This window comes from Candidatus Vagococcus giribetii (genome assembly GCF_017316185.1).
GTDB lineage: Bacteria > Bacillota > Bacilli > Lactobacillales > Vagococcaceae > Vagococcus > Vagococcus giribetii.
In genome coordinates this window covers 121157-135412 of record NZ_JAFLVX010000018.1, presented here as the reverse complement: position 1 = coordinate 135412, position 14256 = coordinate 121157, and the positions used below count along the sequence as shown (strand labels likewise).

The window sequence follows — 14256 nt, the reverse complement described above, 5'->3', positions numbered from 1 at the left end:
TTTAAATTTCCTTTCCTTCTTGTTCTTGTTTCATTTTTTCGGCTTCTGATTTCATTTTCGGATATTTGATCCTTGAATGGAATGTGCTACATAAACCGTCTACAATTGATTTTTCAATAATTGAGATTTCTTTTAAGGTTAATCCAGTATCTACTAATTGTCCATCTTCAAGCCTTGAACGGATTAAGTTATGAACAAATTCAGCGATTTTTTCATTTGTCGGATGTCCCATGGCACGAACAGCTGCTTCACAGCTATCGGCAATATTAATGACTCCAGCTTCTTTACTTTGAGGTTTTGGTCCTGGATATCTAAAGGTTTCTTCAGTTGTATCCCCATTACGTTCCTGTTCTTTAACATAGAAATATCTCATTAATGTCGTTCCATGATGTTGTTGACATACATCAATAACAAATTGAGGCATACCTGCTTCTTCTAAAATTTTAACGCCTTCTGTTACGTGGCTAAAGATAATTTCTTTACTGTCAGAAGGAAGTAAAAAGTTATGCGGGTTTTCTGCCCCATCAGGTAAGTTTTCAACGAAAAAGTTTGCATGTTTTATTTTTCCAATGTCATGGTAGTAACAAGCTACACGAGTCAGTAATGAACGACCTCCAATAGCAGCAACGGCATTGGCACTCAAACTAGCAACCATCATACTATGGTGATAAGTACCTGGTGCTTCTTCTAGCAATCGTTTTAAGAGTGGTTGATTAGGATTACTTAAATCATTCAAGACAATAACACTATCATCATTAACCATCAACTCAATATAAGGATATAAGCCGATTGATAGGATAAACGAGAAAATACCACTTGCTGAAGCGACAAACAGACTTGTTAATGTTTTACTATCCCCAAAGTCTAAACCTTGATAGGCCGTTAAAATAGAGATAAATAGGATAGGTACAATAATCAGTAATAAAAAGGCTGATTTCAATTGAGATTCCAGCCGCTTCTTAACCAAGAATGTAGCGATACAACCACTAAAAGCATAAAATAGAGTTATAACAAGTAAACTGGTTGTTCCTGCCAAGTTATAAAAAATGAAAATAGAGAAGATCGCTTGGAACATAGCTGAAAGCAGTCCCCACTTACGACTCATAAACATGGTTAGGACAACAGGTATAAAAGCTGCTGGGAATAAAAGTGCCACATTACCCAAGGTATCTTTTTGGAACAGATAGAGTAGCTTCATGAATACCACACTTGTCATCATAGTTAATGCATAAAAAGTGATACTTTTTACAGCGCTAAATTCTTTTCCTTGTGTTTTAGTAATATAAACCACTAAAAGAAGTTGAAGTAGTATAGTAACAATTAATGCTAAGATTGGAAAGACTGAGGTAGCCTGATTAGTTAATCCTAGTATTTGGATTTTATCAAGAGCTTTTTTTTCAATCTGCTCTCCCTCACGTACAATAATCTCACCTTGGTAGATCATCACAGGTTGCACATTCTGTTTGGCGTTTTGTTTCAATTGCTCAGTTGCTTTTTCGTTTAATACTTCATTGACGATAACTGTTTTATCAATAATCGTATTAACTGTACTTCTCATACCAGTTGTAATATTGACATATTGCAACTCTTCCTTAGCAGCTTGTTTTTCCATTTGGAGATTCGAGTTTCTTATTTTTTTACTCATAATGGTTTCAACAACTGAGATACTTTGTTCTTTCACATTTGCTAATTCTTCTGCGCTATAGTTAAAAAGTGATTCGTAAAAAGAATCAGGATAAGACTGGAAATAAGCTAAACTATTTTGATTTAACTTTTCAAATTGAGATTTTAACATAGGTAAACGTTCTTCTGCAGTGACTGGCGAGATTGTTTTTTTATCCTTTGCTAAATTTAATTTTTCGTTGTAAATCCGGTCAGCATCTTTATTAACTTTATCAACCATATCAAAAAGAGATTTAACTAATTGAACTTGTGTATCTGCTTTTGTTGCGTCATAACTATACTCTGGTGTGACGCTTTCCATTGCTAAACGTTGTTTTTCTTCGGTTTCCGTTTTATTTTCAATGGTTTTATTGGCCCTGACTGTTTCTTCAGCTAATTGGCCTTCTTTATAAACTTTTTGCTTTTGAGCCACACTTGTTCGCATGACTAAAAAAAGTAAAAGCGACATTAGGATCAAGAGTATAGGAATGTACTTTTTTCCTAAACGATCAGGTAATTCTTTTATATTAAATTTAAATTTCATGTTCATCCTCCTTTACAATAAGGAATGATACGTTAGTTATTGGCATACGCTTTAATGATGTCAGCAACTACAGGATGTCTCACAACATCGCTAACAGAGAACTCGACAAATTTGATTTTTTGAATGTCCTTTAAAATGTTTTCTGCGTGAACTAAACCTGATTCCACACCTTTTGGTAAATCAATTTGACTTCTATCACCATTGATAACCATTTTTGAGCGGTTACCTAGACGAGTTAGAAACATTTTCATTTGAGATTTAGTCGTATTTTGAGCCTCATCTAAAATAACAAAAGCTTCTTCTAATGTACGACCACGCATATAAGCTAGAGGAGCAATTTCTATAACGCCTCTTTCCATCAGACGATTGGTATGATCCATACCTAAGATAGTGTACAGCGCGTCATAAATAGGTCTTAAATAAGGGTTAACTTTTTCTTGAAGATCTCCTGGTAAAAAGCCTAGGCTTTCCCCAGCTTCAACAGCAGGTCTTGTTAAAATAATTTTTTCAACTTCCCCATTTTTTAAAGCAGCGACTGCTAGACAGACTGCTAAGAAAGTTTTTCCTGTTCCTGCAGGTCCGATTCCAAAAACCACATCATTTTTTTTAATGGCTTCTACATATGTTTTTTGTCCAGTGTTTTTAACACGAATCGGATTCCCTTTTGCGTCTTTAATAATTGTTTTCTCATATAAAGCTAAAAAAGAGTCTAATTCATTTTTTTTGGCCATTTGAATCGCAGTAACGATATCAGTTGAACTAATCTTATGACCTCTTTGAGTTAATTTTTGAATGTGTTTCAAAATTTCTTTTGCATAAGTCACATATTCTTCTTCACCGTTAATTCGAATGAATTCGCCACGACTTGTTATGTTGACGTTTAAATAGTCTTCTAATAGCTTTAGATGCTTGTCATGAGCGCCAAATATTTCATTTATATCAACTTGCTCATCTAATCTAATATCAATTGAATAATCATTTACAGTTGCCAAATAAACTACAGCTCCTTTTATTATCTATCACCCATAAATAATACCATAAATATTGAATATGAAAAAGAAAAGTAAAAAAATAAGCAATGAGTTCTCACTCATTGCTTATTTCATGTAATTAGAATTTTTTACGCTTTCTTGCAGCTTCAGACTTTTTCTTACGTTTCACACTTGGTTTTTCGTAATACTCACGTTTACGGTACTCTTGTAAAGTACCAGTTTTTGAAACGGAACGTTTAAAGCGACGAAGAGCGTCATCTAATGATTCGTTTTTACGAACAACAGTTTTTGACATATAATTCCCTCCCTCCAAACTTTTGGTAACCGTTTTTCATATATAGGAATAAACAAAAAACCGTTCGTTCTATATTATAACCAAACACTTTTTTTCAGTCAACTATGACTTTCATTTTTTTTGAACATTTATTGCATTTCCCTAAAATTTCGAAGCGATGACTCTCAATTTCAAAATCAGGCAACTGTTCTTTAAAAAAGTCCATTGGGCACATTTTAATCTCTCGTGTAGCCCCGCATTCTGTACAAATAAAGTGATGGTGATGATGGTGGTGACATTCATTTACGTCACAATGGAATCTAAATTTTTTCTCACCCATCAATTCAGTTTCTTCAAGTAAGCCCATTGATGTGAAATCTCTTAAATTTCGATAAATCGTGTCATAACTGATTCCTTGATACTTTTCATTCATAAAATCGAAGACTTCAATAGCACCAATGTATCTATTTTCTTCGATTAAAAAAGTTAGAATTTCTTCCCTCTTTTTTGTGTTTTTATAACCATTTTCTTTGATGATGGCTATAGCACTTTGTAATTGTTTTTTCACAGACTTCACCTCACTTACTGATTCCACTAACCTTATTATATGATATAATAGCCTATAAGTAAAAAGATATAGAAAGGAAGCTGTTAATGCGACAAAAAATTTATATGTATATTCTTTCTGATTCCGCTGGTGAAACCGCTTCAAAGATTGCCCAAGCAACAATGGCGCAATATGACCAATCGAATTTAGAGATCCAATTAATAAAAAGAACATTTATTTATGAAAAAGAAGATTTAATGGATGCCTTAGAAGAGGCAAAATCTCTTGGAGCAATTGTTCTCCAAACCTTAATTTCAGTTGAGCTGGTTCAGATATCCAATGAGTTTTGTCAAAAACATCAATTATTTACTATTGACGCCCTCTCTCCTCTTGTTAATGAAGTCAATAGACGAACTGATATTGAGCCTTCACGTGTACCAGGTGCTTTACACTTTTTAAATGAAAATTATTTCGAGCGAATCAATGCAATGGAATTTGCCGTAAAATATGACGATGGTAAAGATCCAAGAGGCTTTTTGGAAGCAGATATCCTTCTTTTAGGTGTTTCACGTACCTCAAAAACACCTCTGAGTTTGTTCTTGGCTAATAAAAACTTAAAAGTAGCCAACTTACCTTTGATTCCTGAGGCTCATATTCCTCCTCAAATATGGGAAGTTGATCCTAAGAAAATTGTTGGCTTAACTAATGATCCTAAAATTTTAAATGCCATCAGAGAAGAAAGAATGCGTTCATACGGCTTACGACCAAACACTGCCTATTCAGATATTGACAAAATTAAGGAAGAGCTTAAATTTGCTGATGATTTGTATAAAAAAATTGGCTGCTTGATTATTAATGTCGCTCAAAAATCGATTGAAGAAACAGCGTCAATCATTCTGAGTGAGTTAGGTTTAGAAGATCATAGTTATTTCAGGTAAAAAGAAGAGTTGACTGTTTAGGTCAACTCTTCTTTTAATTTATCTTAATCGTATAGGATTGTCTAAAGACCTCACCAGGTGTAATACGATTAATGCCTAGCTTATCTTCGATATTTCCAGAGGCTTCCGTTGTATCAGCGATACCTAACCAAGGTTCAATACAGATAAAAGGAGCCTCATCTGGGTATTTTGTCCAAATGCCTACGTAAGGGAAATCATTATAAGACAAGGAAACACTATGTTCTGTTTTATCACATAAAATAGAAAAGCTGTTTTCTCCAATGGTTTCTAAAATCATGGCATCTTTTTCAAATAAATGACGATTCAATTGAATCGATGTATTGGTTTGAGCCAATGTTTTTTCTTTTAAATCAACGTAAGCTCCCTTTAGAGGAAGTAAGAAACGTGATTTAGAAGGAGCAAAATGAATGTAGTAATCTTCAAAAGAAGTCTCTTTTGTCAGAGGGACATTAAATGCTGGATGACCACCAATACTGAAATACATCTCCTCAGAATCTGTGCGTACGTCATAACCTACAGTCAATTCTTGACCGATTAAACGGTAATTAAGTCGTAATTCAAAATCAAAAGGATAGACTTGATTTGTTTCTTCGTTACTTGCTAATAAAAATACAGCTGATTCTTTGTCATAAGACTCTAAGGTAAACTCTTTGTCTCGAGCAAAGCCATGCTGAGACATTGGATAGCTTTGTCCTTGATAGCTATAGGTATCGTCTTTTAATCTACCAACAAAAGGAAATAACACAGGAGCGTGTCGTCCCCAAAAAGTCGAGTCCCCTTGCCAAATATACTCTAACTTTTCTTGTTTTAGGATAAAGCTAGAAATTTCTGCTCCAAAGTGATTAATGCTCACTTGGCACAACTCATTCTCCAAAATCGTTTTCATCTTAAAAAGTCCTCCTTTTAAATCAATGTCTCTTTTTTCAAGCCGTCTTTAAACAAGGGATTGATGATTTTAATATAGGTTCCCTTCATGCCTAAAGAGCGAGTTTCAATAATTCCTGCTGATTCTAGTTTACGAAGGGCATTAACAATTACAGAACGTGTAATCCCAATTTTATCAGCAATAGTTGATGCTGTTAAGCGTCCTTCATCTGCCCCTAGTTCATCAAAAATAGCTTTAACAGCTTTTAACTCACTATAAGATAAACTACCAATAGCCATTTTTACATTTGATTTGTTTCGTATGTTTTTTTCGATTTCACGTGATTGTTGGTAAAGTACCTGCATACCAACAACAGTCGCACTATATTCTGCTAAAATAAGATCCTCTGTAGCAAACGCTGGTTCGATACGACCAAGGACAATAGTCCCTAGTCGCTCACCTGCGCCAAATATGGGCACAATGGTAGTGAAGGTTGCTAGTTCTTCCATTTGATCTCTCAACTCAACAGGGAAAATAGTTAATTCTTCGTTCATACCAATATTTTCATAAGTTTTATCTACTAAAGACAAGCGTCTAATATAGTTTTTGGGAAATTTTTGATTAGCTAACATATTTTTAACGCGTTCATTATTAAGATCATGATTAACAGCGTAACCCAAAACAACACCTTCTTTGTTTAGGATATACGCATTGCAATTTAAAATATCCCCTAAAATATCAGCCATTTGCGTATAAGGTAATTCAGACGCTAGACTAAGGGTATTTTCTCTTTGTAACAATTCATTAATCATTCTTGTTTTTCGAAGCAACGTATCCACGACAAACTCCTCCTTGAGTTAACAGCTAATTATAGAATGTAGCGACTTAAATCTTCATCTTTAGCAATGTGACCTAACTTATCATTCACATAGCTCTCAGTAATAGTAATCTCACCCATTTGCATATCAGGAGATTCATAAAGTAAATCTTCTAATAATTTTTCTAATATTGTATGTAAACGTCGTGCCCCAATGTTGTCTGTTTCACTATTAACGTCAAAGGCAATTTGAGCGATGCGTTCAACTGCTTCTTTTGTGAAAATCACAGAAATATTTTCAGTTCCTAAAAGAGCGATGTATTGTTTAATTAAGGCATTATCTGGTTCAGTTAAAATACGTACAAAGTCTTCTGCCGTTAAATCATCTAGTTCTACTCTAATTGGGAAACGTCCTTGTAATTCAGGAATTAAGTCACTTGGTTTACTTAAATGGAAAGCACCAGAAGCGATGAATAAAATATGATCTGTTGAAACCGTACCGTATTTTGTATTAACTAAAGAACCTTCAACAATTGGTAAAATATCTCGTTGAACACCTTCTCGTGAAACTTGACCTGAGTTTTCAGATTTAGATGTGATTTTATCAAACTCATCGATGAAAATAATGCCGTGATTTTGAGCTAATTTGATAGCTTCACTGTTAATGTCTGCATCATTGACTAATTTTTCAGACTCTTCTTGAATTAAGATTTCTCTTGCTTCAGAAACAGAGACAGTACGTTTGATTCGTTTCTTAGGACTTAATGCGCTTAAGGTATCTGATAAATCAATACCCATTTGCTCTAATCCATTATTCATAGAAGGGGCTGTTTTCTTTTCTTCTACTTCAATTGTAATCTCTCTATTTTCAAGCAAGCCCTTTTCTAATTGAGACTGAACTGTCTCGCGGCTCACACGGATTGAGTCTGTCACTTCTTCTGTTTCTTCTTCTACGCCACTTTGCATGTTGTTCATCATTTGCATCATCATGTCAAATTGGTTATTTTTTTGTTTTTTCTCTTTTTTGATACCAGGAACTAGTAATTTCACTAGACGGTCTTCAGCTTTTTTATGGGCTGTGCTATAAACGCGACTATACTGAGATTTGCGAACAATCGTAATACTTGCTTCTACTAAATCTCTTACCATTGATTCAACGTCACGACCGACATAACCAACTTCTGTAAATTTAGTTGCTTCTACTTTTACAAAAGGAGCATTAACGATTTTTGCTAAACGTCTAGCAATTTCAGTTTTTCCGACACCAGTTGGTCCAATCATCAATAAGTTCTTTGGTGTGATTTCTTGTTGCATCTCTTCATCTAGTTGCATTCTTCTGTAACGATTTCTAAGAGCAACAGAAACTGATTTTTTAGCCGTTTGTTGGCCAATAATATATTTATCTAATTCATTTACAATTTCTCTAGGTGTTTTTTGGTTAGTTGTCATGCTTATCATTCCTTTACAGTTCTTCTACAATAATATTATGGTTAGTGTAAACGCAGATATCTCCTGCTACATGTAAAGCCGCTTCAGCGATTTCACCTGCTGTTAGCTCGTCTTTACCATTTTGTTTTAAAGCTCTAGCTGCAGCTAATGCGTAATTACCACCTGAGCCAATTGCTAAAATACCGTCATCTGGTGCAATCACTTCTCCAGTACCAGATACAACTAGCATTTCTTTATCGTTCATGACAATTAGCATAGCTTCTAATTTTTGCATCATTTTGTCACTGCGCCACTCCATAGCTAACTCAACAGCGGCACGCATTAAGTTACCTTTGTATTCATTTAATTTACCTTCAAATTTTTCTTCTAAATTAAATGCATCGGCTACGCTTCCTGCAAAACCGACTACAACTTCACCGTTATAGATACGGCGTACTTTTCTTGCAGTCCCCTTCATTACGACTGATTCGCCCATGGTTACCTGTCCGTCTCCAGCCATAGCGAACTTACCGTTTTTTTCTACTGCACAAATTGTTGTTGAATGAAATGTTGTATAACCCATTTTTATTTCTTCCTTCCCTAAGCTCTCGGATGAAAATGTCGATAGCTTTTCTGTAATGCGTCTGTAGTGACGTGTGTATAAATTTGAGTTGAGGATAAACTTGAATGCCCAAGAAGTTCTTGGACAGTCCTCAAATCAGCCCCATTGTTTAACAAATGAGTCGCAAATGTATGCCTAAACATATGAGGGTGTATATCAGTTGTTAAACTACTTGATTCGATTAATTTTTTTAATATATATTGAATACCGGCGTCAGTTATAGGAGCTCCGCGATTATTAACGAATAAATAATCATGTGTTTCTTGATTTTTAGCCATTAAGGGCGCTCTTCCTTCTAGAAGATAAGTTTGAATAGCATCTGCTGCAAAAGAGCCAAATGGTACATAACGTTCTTTTCCGCCTTTACCATGGATTAAGCAAACTGAAGAGTCAAAATCAATATCTTGCAAAGTTATGTTAGTACATTCTGTTACCCGAATGCCTGTTCCATAAAGAACTTCTAAAATAGCAACGTTACGATAGTCTAGAGGCTTATCTCCTGAAGCAGAATCAAACAATGTATCCAATTCCTTTTCGTAAAAAAAACGTGGTAATTTAGCTTGTTGTCGTTTCATTTGAACATATGAAAAAGGATTTTCAGATATGATGCCGTTTTTCATCAAGAACTGATAAAAGGATCTGAGACTAGACAGTTTGCGACTAATAGTATTTCGACTATAGTTCTTATCATGTAAAAAAGATAAGTAAATTCGAATATCCTGAATAGTCACATTCAAATAATCGTCGTCCCCTGATTCTTTTAAAAAAGCAAAATAATCTAAAATGTCATCTTCGTAAGCTTGCCTGGTTTTATCCGAATACTGTCTTTCAATAACAATGTACCTTAAAAATTCAGTTAAATGATCCATCTTTTGAAATCCTTTCCAGTAAATTACAAGAACAATGTAACACAATCATAAAGGTAAAACAAATCAATTGTCAGAATTTAATGAATTTAACGAAAAAATGACACAATTTGTTCATACTTTTTTTAGGATAAAAAAACTAGAGTAAGACGAAGGTCCACTCTAGCTAAAGATTTATTTTGTTTGTTCAACCACTTCTTTAATATCTGTAAGAGCGCGATCAGCGATTGCTTGATAACGTTCCTTTTTGTCACGAATACGTTCTGGTAGTTCTGGGAAAATACCAAAGTTAACATTCATTGGTTGGAAATGTTTACCAGATGTATGCGTGATATAGTGAGCCATACTTCCCATTGCTGTTGTTTGTGGGAAGATAATTGGTTCTTCTGATTTAGCTAAACGAGCAGCGTTAATTCCAGCTACTAAACCACTTGCGGCACTTTCAATGTAGCCTTCTACCCCAGTCATTTGTCCAGCAAAGAAAAGAGTTGGACGTTTTCTCGATTGGTAAGTTGGGTTAAGTAACTCTGGAGAATTCATAAAGGTATTTCGGTGCATAACACCGTATCTAACGATTTCGGCATTTTCTAAACCAGGAATCATTTGAATAATTCTCTTTTGCTCTCCCCATTTTAAATGTGTTTGGAAACCAACGATATTGTAAAGTGAAGCAGCAGCGTCATCTTGACGCAATTGCACAACTGCATAAGGTCTTTTGCCAGTTTTAGGATCTTCTAATCCAACTGGTTTTAATGGACCAAATGTCATTGTTTTTTCTCCACGGTTAGCCATAACTTCAATCGGCATACACCCTTCGAAGAATTTTTCTTTTTCAAAGGATTTTAAAGGAGCTACTTCAGCTGTTACTAATGCTTCTCTAAAGGCGTAGAACTCATCTTTTGTCATAGGACAGTTAAGATAAGCCGCTTCTCCTTTATCATAACGAGATTTTAAATAGACTTTATCCATATCAATCGTATTTTTATCAATAATTGGAGCTGCAGCATCATAGAAGTATAAACCTTCTGATTCAGTGAACTCTTTGATGCTTTCTGCTAAAGGTTCAGAGGTTAAAGGACCAGTCGCAATGATTGTAATTCCCTCATCAGGAATAGACAAAATCTCTTCATGATGAACAGTAATATTTGGATGATTTGTAACTCTTTCTGTGATATCACTAGAAAAGGTTTCTCTATCCACTGCTAAAGCTCCTCCAGCAGGGACTTGGTTTTTATCAGCAGAGGCAATAATCACTGAGTTTAATGTACGCATTTCTTCTTTAAGAAGTCCTGCAGCATTTGTAATATTGTTAGCTCTTAACGAGTTCGTACAAACTAATTCGGCAAATTTATCTGTGTGGTGAGCAGGTGTTTTTTTGATTGAACGCATTTCATATAAATCAACCTTTACGCCAGCTTCTGCTACTTGAAAAGCAGCTTCACTTCCAGCTAAGCCAGCACCAATCACAGTTACTTTCATATTAGACATGGTTAAACCTTCTTTCTTCAAATAAAAAATAAAGTAAGGGACTTAAAACAATTGTTTTAGTCCCTCGACGCTTGTATTATACACAATTTTTTTAGAAATAGACAACCTTTATTTTTGAATGTCTTCTTTGTAATCACAATCACTACAAATAATTTGTTGCCCACCGCGTACTTTTTTCTGTACTAAGTAATGAGAACATTTTGGACAATCTCTACCAATTGGACGATCCCAAGAAGTAAACTCACATTCAGGGTAACGATCACAACCAAAGAAAATACGATTTTTCTTCGTTTTCTTCTCGATAACATCTCCTTGTTTACAAACAGGACAAGTCACACCGATTTTCTTCACAATCGCTTTTGTATTACGACAATCAGGGAAATTACTACACGCATAGAATTTTCCGTACTTACCAAGTTTGATTAACATTGGGTTACCACACTCTTCGCAATCAAATCCAGCAGGTTCATCTTTAAGTTGTACTTTTTCAATTTCTTTTTCAGCTTTTTCAAGTTCTTTAGCAAATGGTTTGTAGAATTTATCTACTACATCTACCCAATTCTCTTGAGCAATGGCAATTTTATCTAAATCTTTTTCCATTTCAGCTGTAAAGTTCACATCAACAATTGCTGGGAAGAATTCAACCACTAAGGTATTCACGATTTCTCCAAGCTCAGTTGGTTCAAAACGACGGGCATTCAATTTAACGTAGTAACGTCTTTGAATCGTTTCTAGTGTTGGTGCATAAGTAGAAGGACGCCCAACACCATTTTCTTCTAAAGTTTTAATCAAAGTAGCTTCACTGTATCTAGCAGGTGGTTGAGTGAAATGTTGTTTTGGCTCAATATCAGCAGACTTAACAACATCTCCTTCTAACAATTCTGGTAAGATGTTTTCTTTATCTTCTTTGCCATCATCTTTACCTTCCACGTATACTTTCATAAAACCTTGGAATTTGATTTTTGAACCATTAGCCACAAACTTCACGCCATTTTGTTCTAAATCAACTCGCATCGTATCAAGGACAGCTGGCGCCATTTGACTAGCAACCATACGTGACCAGATAAGTGAATAAAGCTTAAATTGATCTTTATCTAAAAATTCTTTAAGTGACTCAGGTGTTCTTAGAACACTTGATGGACGAATCGCCTCATGGGCATCTTGAGCACCTTGAGCGTTCTTTTTATTCTTAGGAGCACCATTTGTATACTCTTTACCATATTTATCTGAGATAAAATTAAAAGCATCTGTTTTTGCTGTATCAGAAAGTCTTGTTGAATCTGTACGCATGTAAGTAATCAAACCGACTGTTCCTTGACCTTTACCTAGTTTGATACCTTCGTAAAGTTGTTGAGCAATCATCATAGTTTTACGCGTTCTAAAGTTCAACTTACGAGCAGCTTCCTGTTGCAAACTACTAGTTGTAAAAGGCGCTGCTGGATTTCTTTTACGTTCTTTCTTGGTTACTTTTGTCACATCATAATCACGACCAGTTAATTTTTCAGTAACTGCTTTGACGTCTTCTTGATTACTTAGTTTTAATTTTTTACCATCAATACCGTAAAAGTTTGCTTTGAATTTAGATTTTCCTTTAACGAAATCTCCAGTAATGCTCCAATATTCTTCAGGTTCAAAACTTCTAATCGCTTCTTCTCTGTCGATAATCATTTTAAGAGCAATAGATTGCACACGACCAGCACTCAATCCTTTTTTAACTTTCTTCCATAATAATGGACTAATTGAGTAACCTACTAAACGGTCTAAAATTCGTCGAGCTTGTTGAGCATCAACTAGGTCAACGTTAATTTTTCTTGGTTCTTTAAAGGCTGCTTTAACAGCTTCTTTGGTAATCTCGTTGAAGACAACGCGGTTATTATCGTCTAAATCCAAATCTAAAATGTGGGCAAGGTGCCAAGCAATGGCTTCTCCCTCCCTGTCCGGATCGGCTGCGAGGTAAACTTTATCCGCCTTTTTCGCGTATTTTTTTAATTCCTTAATAACAGGACCTTTTCCTCTAATATTGATATAACCAGGTTCATAATTATTTTCAATATCAATTCCCATTTTACTTTTAGGCAAGTCACGAATATGTCCCACACTTGCAACTACTTTATAATTTTTTCCAAGATATTTTTCGATTGTCTTGGCTTTTGCAGGGGATTCTACAATTACTAAATATTTATAACTCATATGCTAATCCCTTTCCGTCACTTAATTTATGTTTTATTTTATTTTGTTCAACAATCGTAAACTATCTTAGTCCATTTAGAAGAGGCTTGTCAAGAAAAGCTTTTAAAAAAAATTATTGTGCCTGCCATTCTTCCAGAATATCTTCCGCCTTCCAAATGCATTTTGCACCCGCTTGAATCAAGGATAAACAACCCTCTGATGCGTCTGTGAAAGGATTCCCAGGGACAGCGAAGACATCTCTTCCTTCCTCAAGAGCTAGTTGGGCTGTTATAAAAGTCCCACTTTTTCTTTTAGATTCTATAACACACGTCCCTTTACTTAAACCTGCTATTATTCGATTACGACTTGGAAAATGATGTCTTAAAGGTTTGGTATTTGGAATATATTCTGAAACTAGCAGATGTTCTTTAGCAATAAATTGTTGTAATCTCTGGTTTTCTTTGGGATAAAAAGTATTTAAACCACAACCAATGACAGCAATTGTTTTACCTTGATGACGTATGGCGGATTGATGAGAAAATGTATCATTTCCTTTTGCTAGTCCACTTACAATCGTAACGTCTTGTTGGCAGAATGAAGGCACTAAGGATTCAATCATTTGTTTACCAAAAGGCGTTGATTCTCTAGAGCCTATCATTGCAAGGGAATGGTCATGCTGAAACCATTCTTTATTGCCTAAGTAAAAGAGTGCAATTGGTGGATTGTAGATTTCTCTTAATCGATCGGGGTAATCTTCATCCATAATAGTAAGAAACGAATAAGATTCTAAAAAATAATGAAAATCATTTTCAGTAATTCTTTCTGCTTGTTGAAAAGAAACGGTGAATGTTTCCTGATAATTCTTTTTTATACATCCCAATGATAAACATGTCTCAATACAAAATTCTTCTTCTGGGTGATTTAAAAAATAATGAAAAATCTTCAATAACCCTTTATTTCCAATACCTCTTAAGTGTTTTAATTTAAAAATAAACAAACGCTGATCCATAAAAAAACCTCCTA

Annotated in this window: 13 protein-coding genes; 1 reads left to right on the top strand and 12 read right to left on the bottom strand. The window is 34.8% G+C overall.

The window, feature by feature from the left end; genetic code table 11:
- Window position 1: 1 nt before the first annotated feature.
- From DOK76_RS07300 to DOK76_RS07285, 4 genes are all read right to left on the bottom strand, one after another.
- Window positions 2-2206, bottom strand: coding sequence for an HD family phosphohydrolase (locus DOK76_RS07300; RefSeq protein ID WP_206966305.1), 2205 nt, complete (start codon window positions 2204-2206; stop codon window positions 2-4).
- Window positions 2207-2238: 32 nt separating this feature from the next.
- Window positions 2239-3198 carry a PhoH family protein gene (locus DOK76_RS07295; protein ID WP_206966301.1) on the bottom strand — a complete coding sequence of 320 codons (960 nt, stop codon included), beginning with the start codon at window positions 3196-3198 and terminating at the stop codon, window positions 2239-2241.
- Window positions 3199-3316: 118 nt separating this feature from the next.
- Window positions 3317-3493: a 30S ribosomal protein S21 gene (rpsU, locus tag DOK76_RS07290; RefSeq protein ID WP_086343118.1), complete on the bottom strand. Its 177-nt coding sequence runs from the start codon at window positions 3491-3493 to the stop codon at window positions 3317-3319.
- A gap of 94 nt (window positions 3494-3587) precedes the next feature.
- Complete coding sequence (locus tag DOK76_RS07285) at window positions 3588-4040, bottom strand: Fur family transcriptional regulator (protein WP_206966299.1); 453 nt, start codon at window positions 4038-4040, stop codon at window positions 3588-3590.
- An 86-nt stretch (window positions 4041-4126) separates the two neighbouring features.
- Between DOK76_RS07285 and DOK76_RS07280 the strand changes: the two genes are divergently transcribed.
- On the top strand, window positions 4127-4957 hold the full coding sequence (locus DOK76_RS07280; protein ID WP_206966297.1) for a pyruvate, water dikinase regulatory protein: 831 nt from the start codon (window positions 4127-4129) through the stop codon (window positions 4955-4957).
- A 34-nt stretch (window positions 4958-4991) separates the two neighbouring features.
- Here DOK76_RS07280 and DOK76_RS07275 read toward each other — a convergent pair whose 3' ends face one another.
- From DOK76_RS07275 to dprA, 8 genes are all read right to left on the bottom strand, one after another.
- Window positions 4992-5864: an aldose 1-epimerase family protein gene (locus DOK76_RS07275; protein WP_206966295.1), complete on the bottom strand. Its 873-nt coding sequence runs from the start codon at window positions 5862-5864 to the stop codon at window positions 4992-4994.
- Window positions 5865-5881: 17 nt separating this feature from the next.
- Window positions 5882-6682, bottom strand: coding sequence for a GTP-sensing pleiotropic transcriptional regulator CodY (gene codY / locus DOK76_RS07270; protein WP_206966293.1), 801 nt, complete (start codon window positions 6680-6682; stop codon window positions 5882-5884).
- A gap of 29 nt (window positions 6683-6711) precedes the next feature.
- Window positions 6712-8109 carry an ATP-dependent protease ATPase subunit HslU gene (gene hslU / locus DOK76_RS07265; protein WP_206966291.1) on the bottom strand — a complete coding sequence of 466 codons (1398 nt, stop codon included), beginning with the start codon at window positions 8107-8109 and terminating at the stop codon, window positions 6712-6714.
- A gap of 13 nt (window positions 8110-8122) precedes the next feature.
- Complete coding sequence (gene hslV, locus DOK76_RS07260; protein ID WP_206966288.1) at window positions 8123-8671, bottom strand: ATP-dependent protease subunit HslV; 549 nt, start codon at window positions 8669-8671, stop codon at window positions 8123-8125.
- A 17-nt stretch (window positions 8672-8688) separates the two neighbouring features.
- Complete coding sequence (gene xerC / locus DOK76_RS07255) at window positions 8689-9579, bottom strand: tyrosine recombinase XerC (protein ID WP_206966286.1); 891 nt, start codon at window positions 9577-9579, stop codon at window positions 8689-8691.
- Between the two features lie 171 nt (window positions 9580-9750).
- Window positions 9751-11055, bottom strand: coding sequence for a methylenetetrahydrofolate--tRNA-(uracil(54)-C(5))-methyltransferase (FADH(2)-oxidizing) TrmFO (trmFO, locus tag DOK76_RS07250; RefSeq protein ID WP_206966510.1), 1305 nt, complete (start codon window positions 11053-11055; stop codon window positions 9751-9753).
- Window positions 11056-11172: 117 nt separating this feature from the next.
- Complete coding sequence (gene topA, locus DOK76_RS07245) at window positions 11173-13254, bottom strand: type I DNA topoisomerase (protein ID WP_206966285.1); 2082 nt, start codon at window positions 13252-13254, stop codon at window positions 11173-11175.
- A 112-nt stretch (window positions 13255-13366) separates the two neighbouring features.
- Window positions 13367-14242: a DNA-processing protein DprA gene (gene dprA, locus DOK76_RS07240; RefSeq protein ID WP_206966283.1), complete on the bottom strand. Its 876-nt coding sequence runs from the start codon at window positions 14240-14242 to the stop codon at window positions 13367-13369.
- Between the last annotated feature and the right edge of the window lie 14 nt (window positions 14243-14256).

Excerpts from the sequence above, each read along its gene's own strand:
- DOK76_RS07300 (WP_206966305.1), bottom strand. The coding sequence starts at position 2,206 with ATGAAATTTAAATTTAATATAAAAGAATTACCTGATCGTTTAGGAAAA.
- rpsU (WP_086343118.1), bottom strand. The coding sequence starts at position 3,493 with ATGTCAAAAACTGTTGTTCGTAAAAACGAATCATTAGATGACGCTCTT.
- DOK76_RS07280 (WP_206966297.1), top strand. The coding sequence starts at position 4,127 with ATGCGACAAAAAATTTATATGTATATTCTTTCTGATTCCGCTGGTGAA.
- DOK76_RS07275 (WP_206966295.1), bottom strand. The coding sequence starts at position 5,864 with ATGAAAACGATTTTGGAGAATGAGTTGTGCCAAGTGAGCATTAATCAC.
- hslU (WP_206966291.1), bottom strand. The coding sequence starts at position 8,109 with ATGACAACTAACCAAAAAACACCTAGAGAAATTGTAAATGAATTAGAT.
- hslV (WP_206966288.1), bottom strand. The coding sequence starts at position 8,671 with ATGGGTTATACAACATTTCATTCAACAACAATTTGTGCAGTAGAAAAA.
- xerC (WP_206966286.1), bottom strand. The coding sequence starts at position 9,579 with ATGGATCATTTAACTGAATTTTTAAGGTACATTGTTATTGAAAGACAG.
- trmFO (WP_206966510.1), bottom strand. The coding sequence starts at position 11,055 with ATGAAAGTAACTGTGATTGGTGCTGGCTTAGCTGGAAGTGAAGCTGCT.
- topA (WP_206966285.1), bottom strand. The coding sequence starts at position 13,254 with ATGAGTTATAAATATTTAGTAATTGTAGAATCCCCTGCAAAAGCCAAG.
- dprA (WP_206966283.1), bottom strand. The coding sequence starts at position 14,242 with ATGGATCAGCGTTTGTTTATTTTTAAATTAAAACACTTAAGAGGTATT.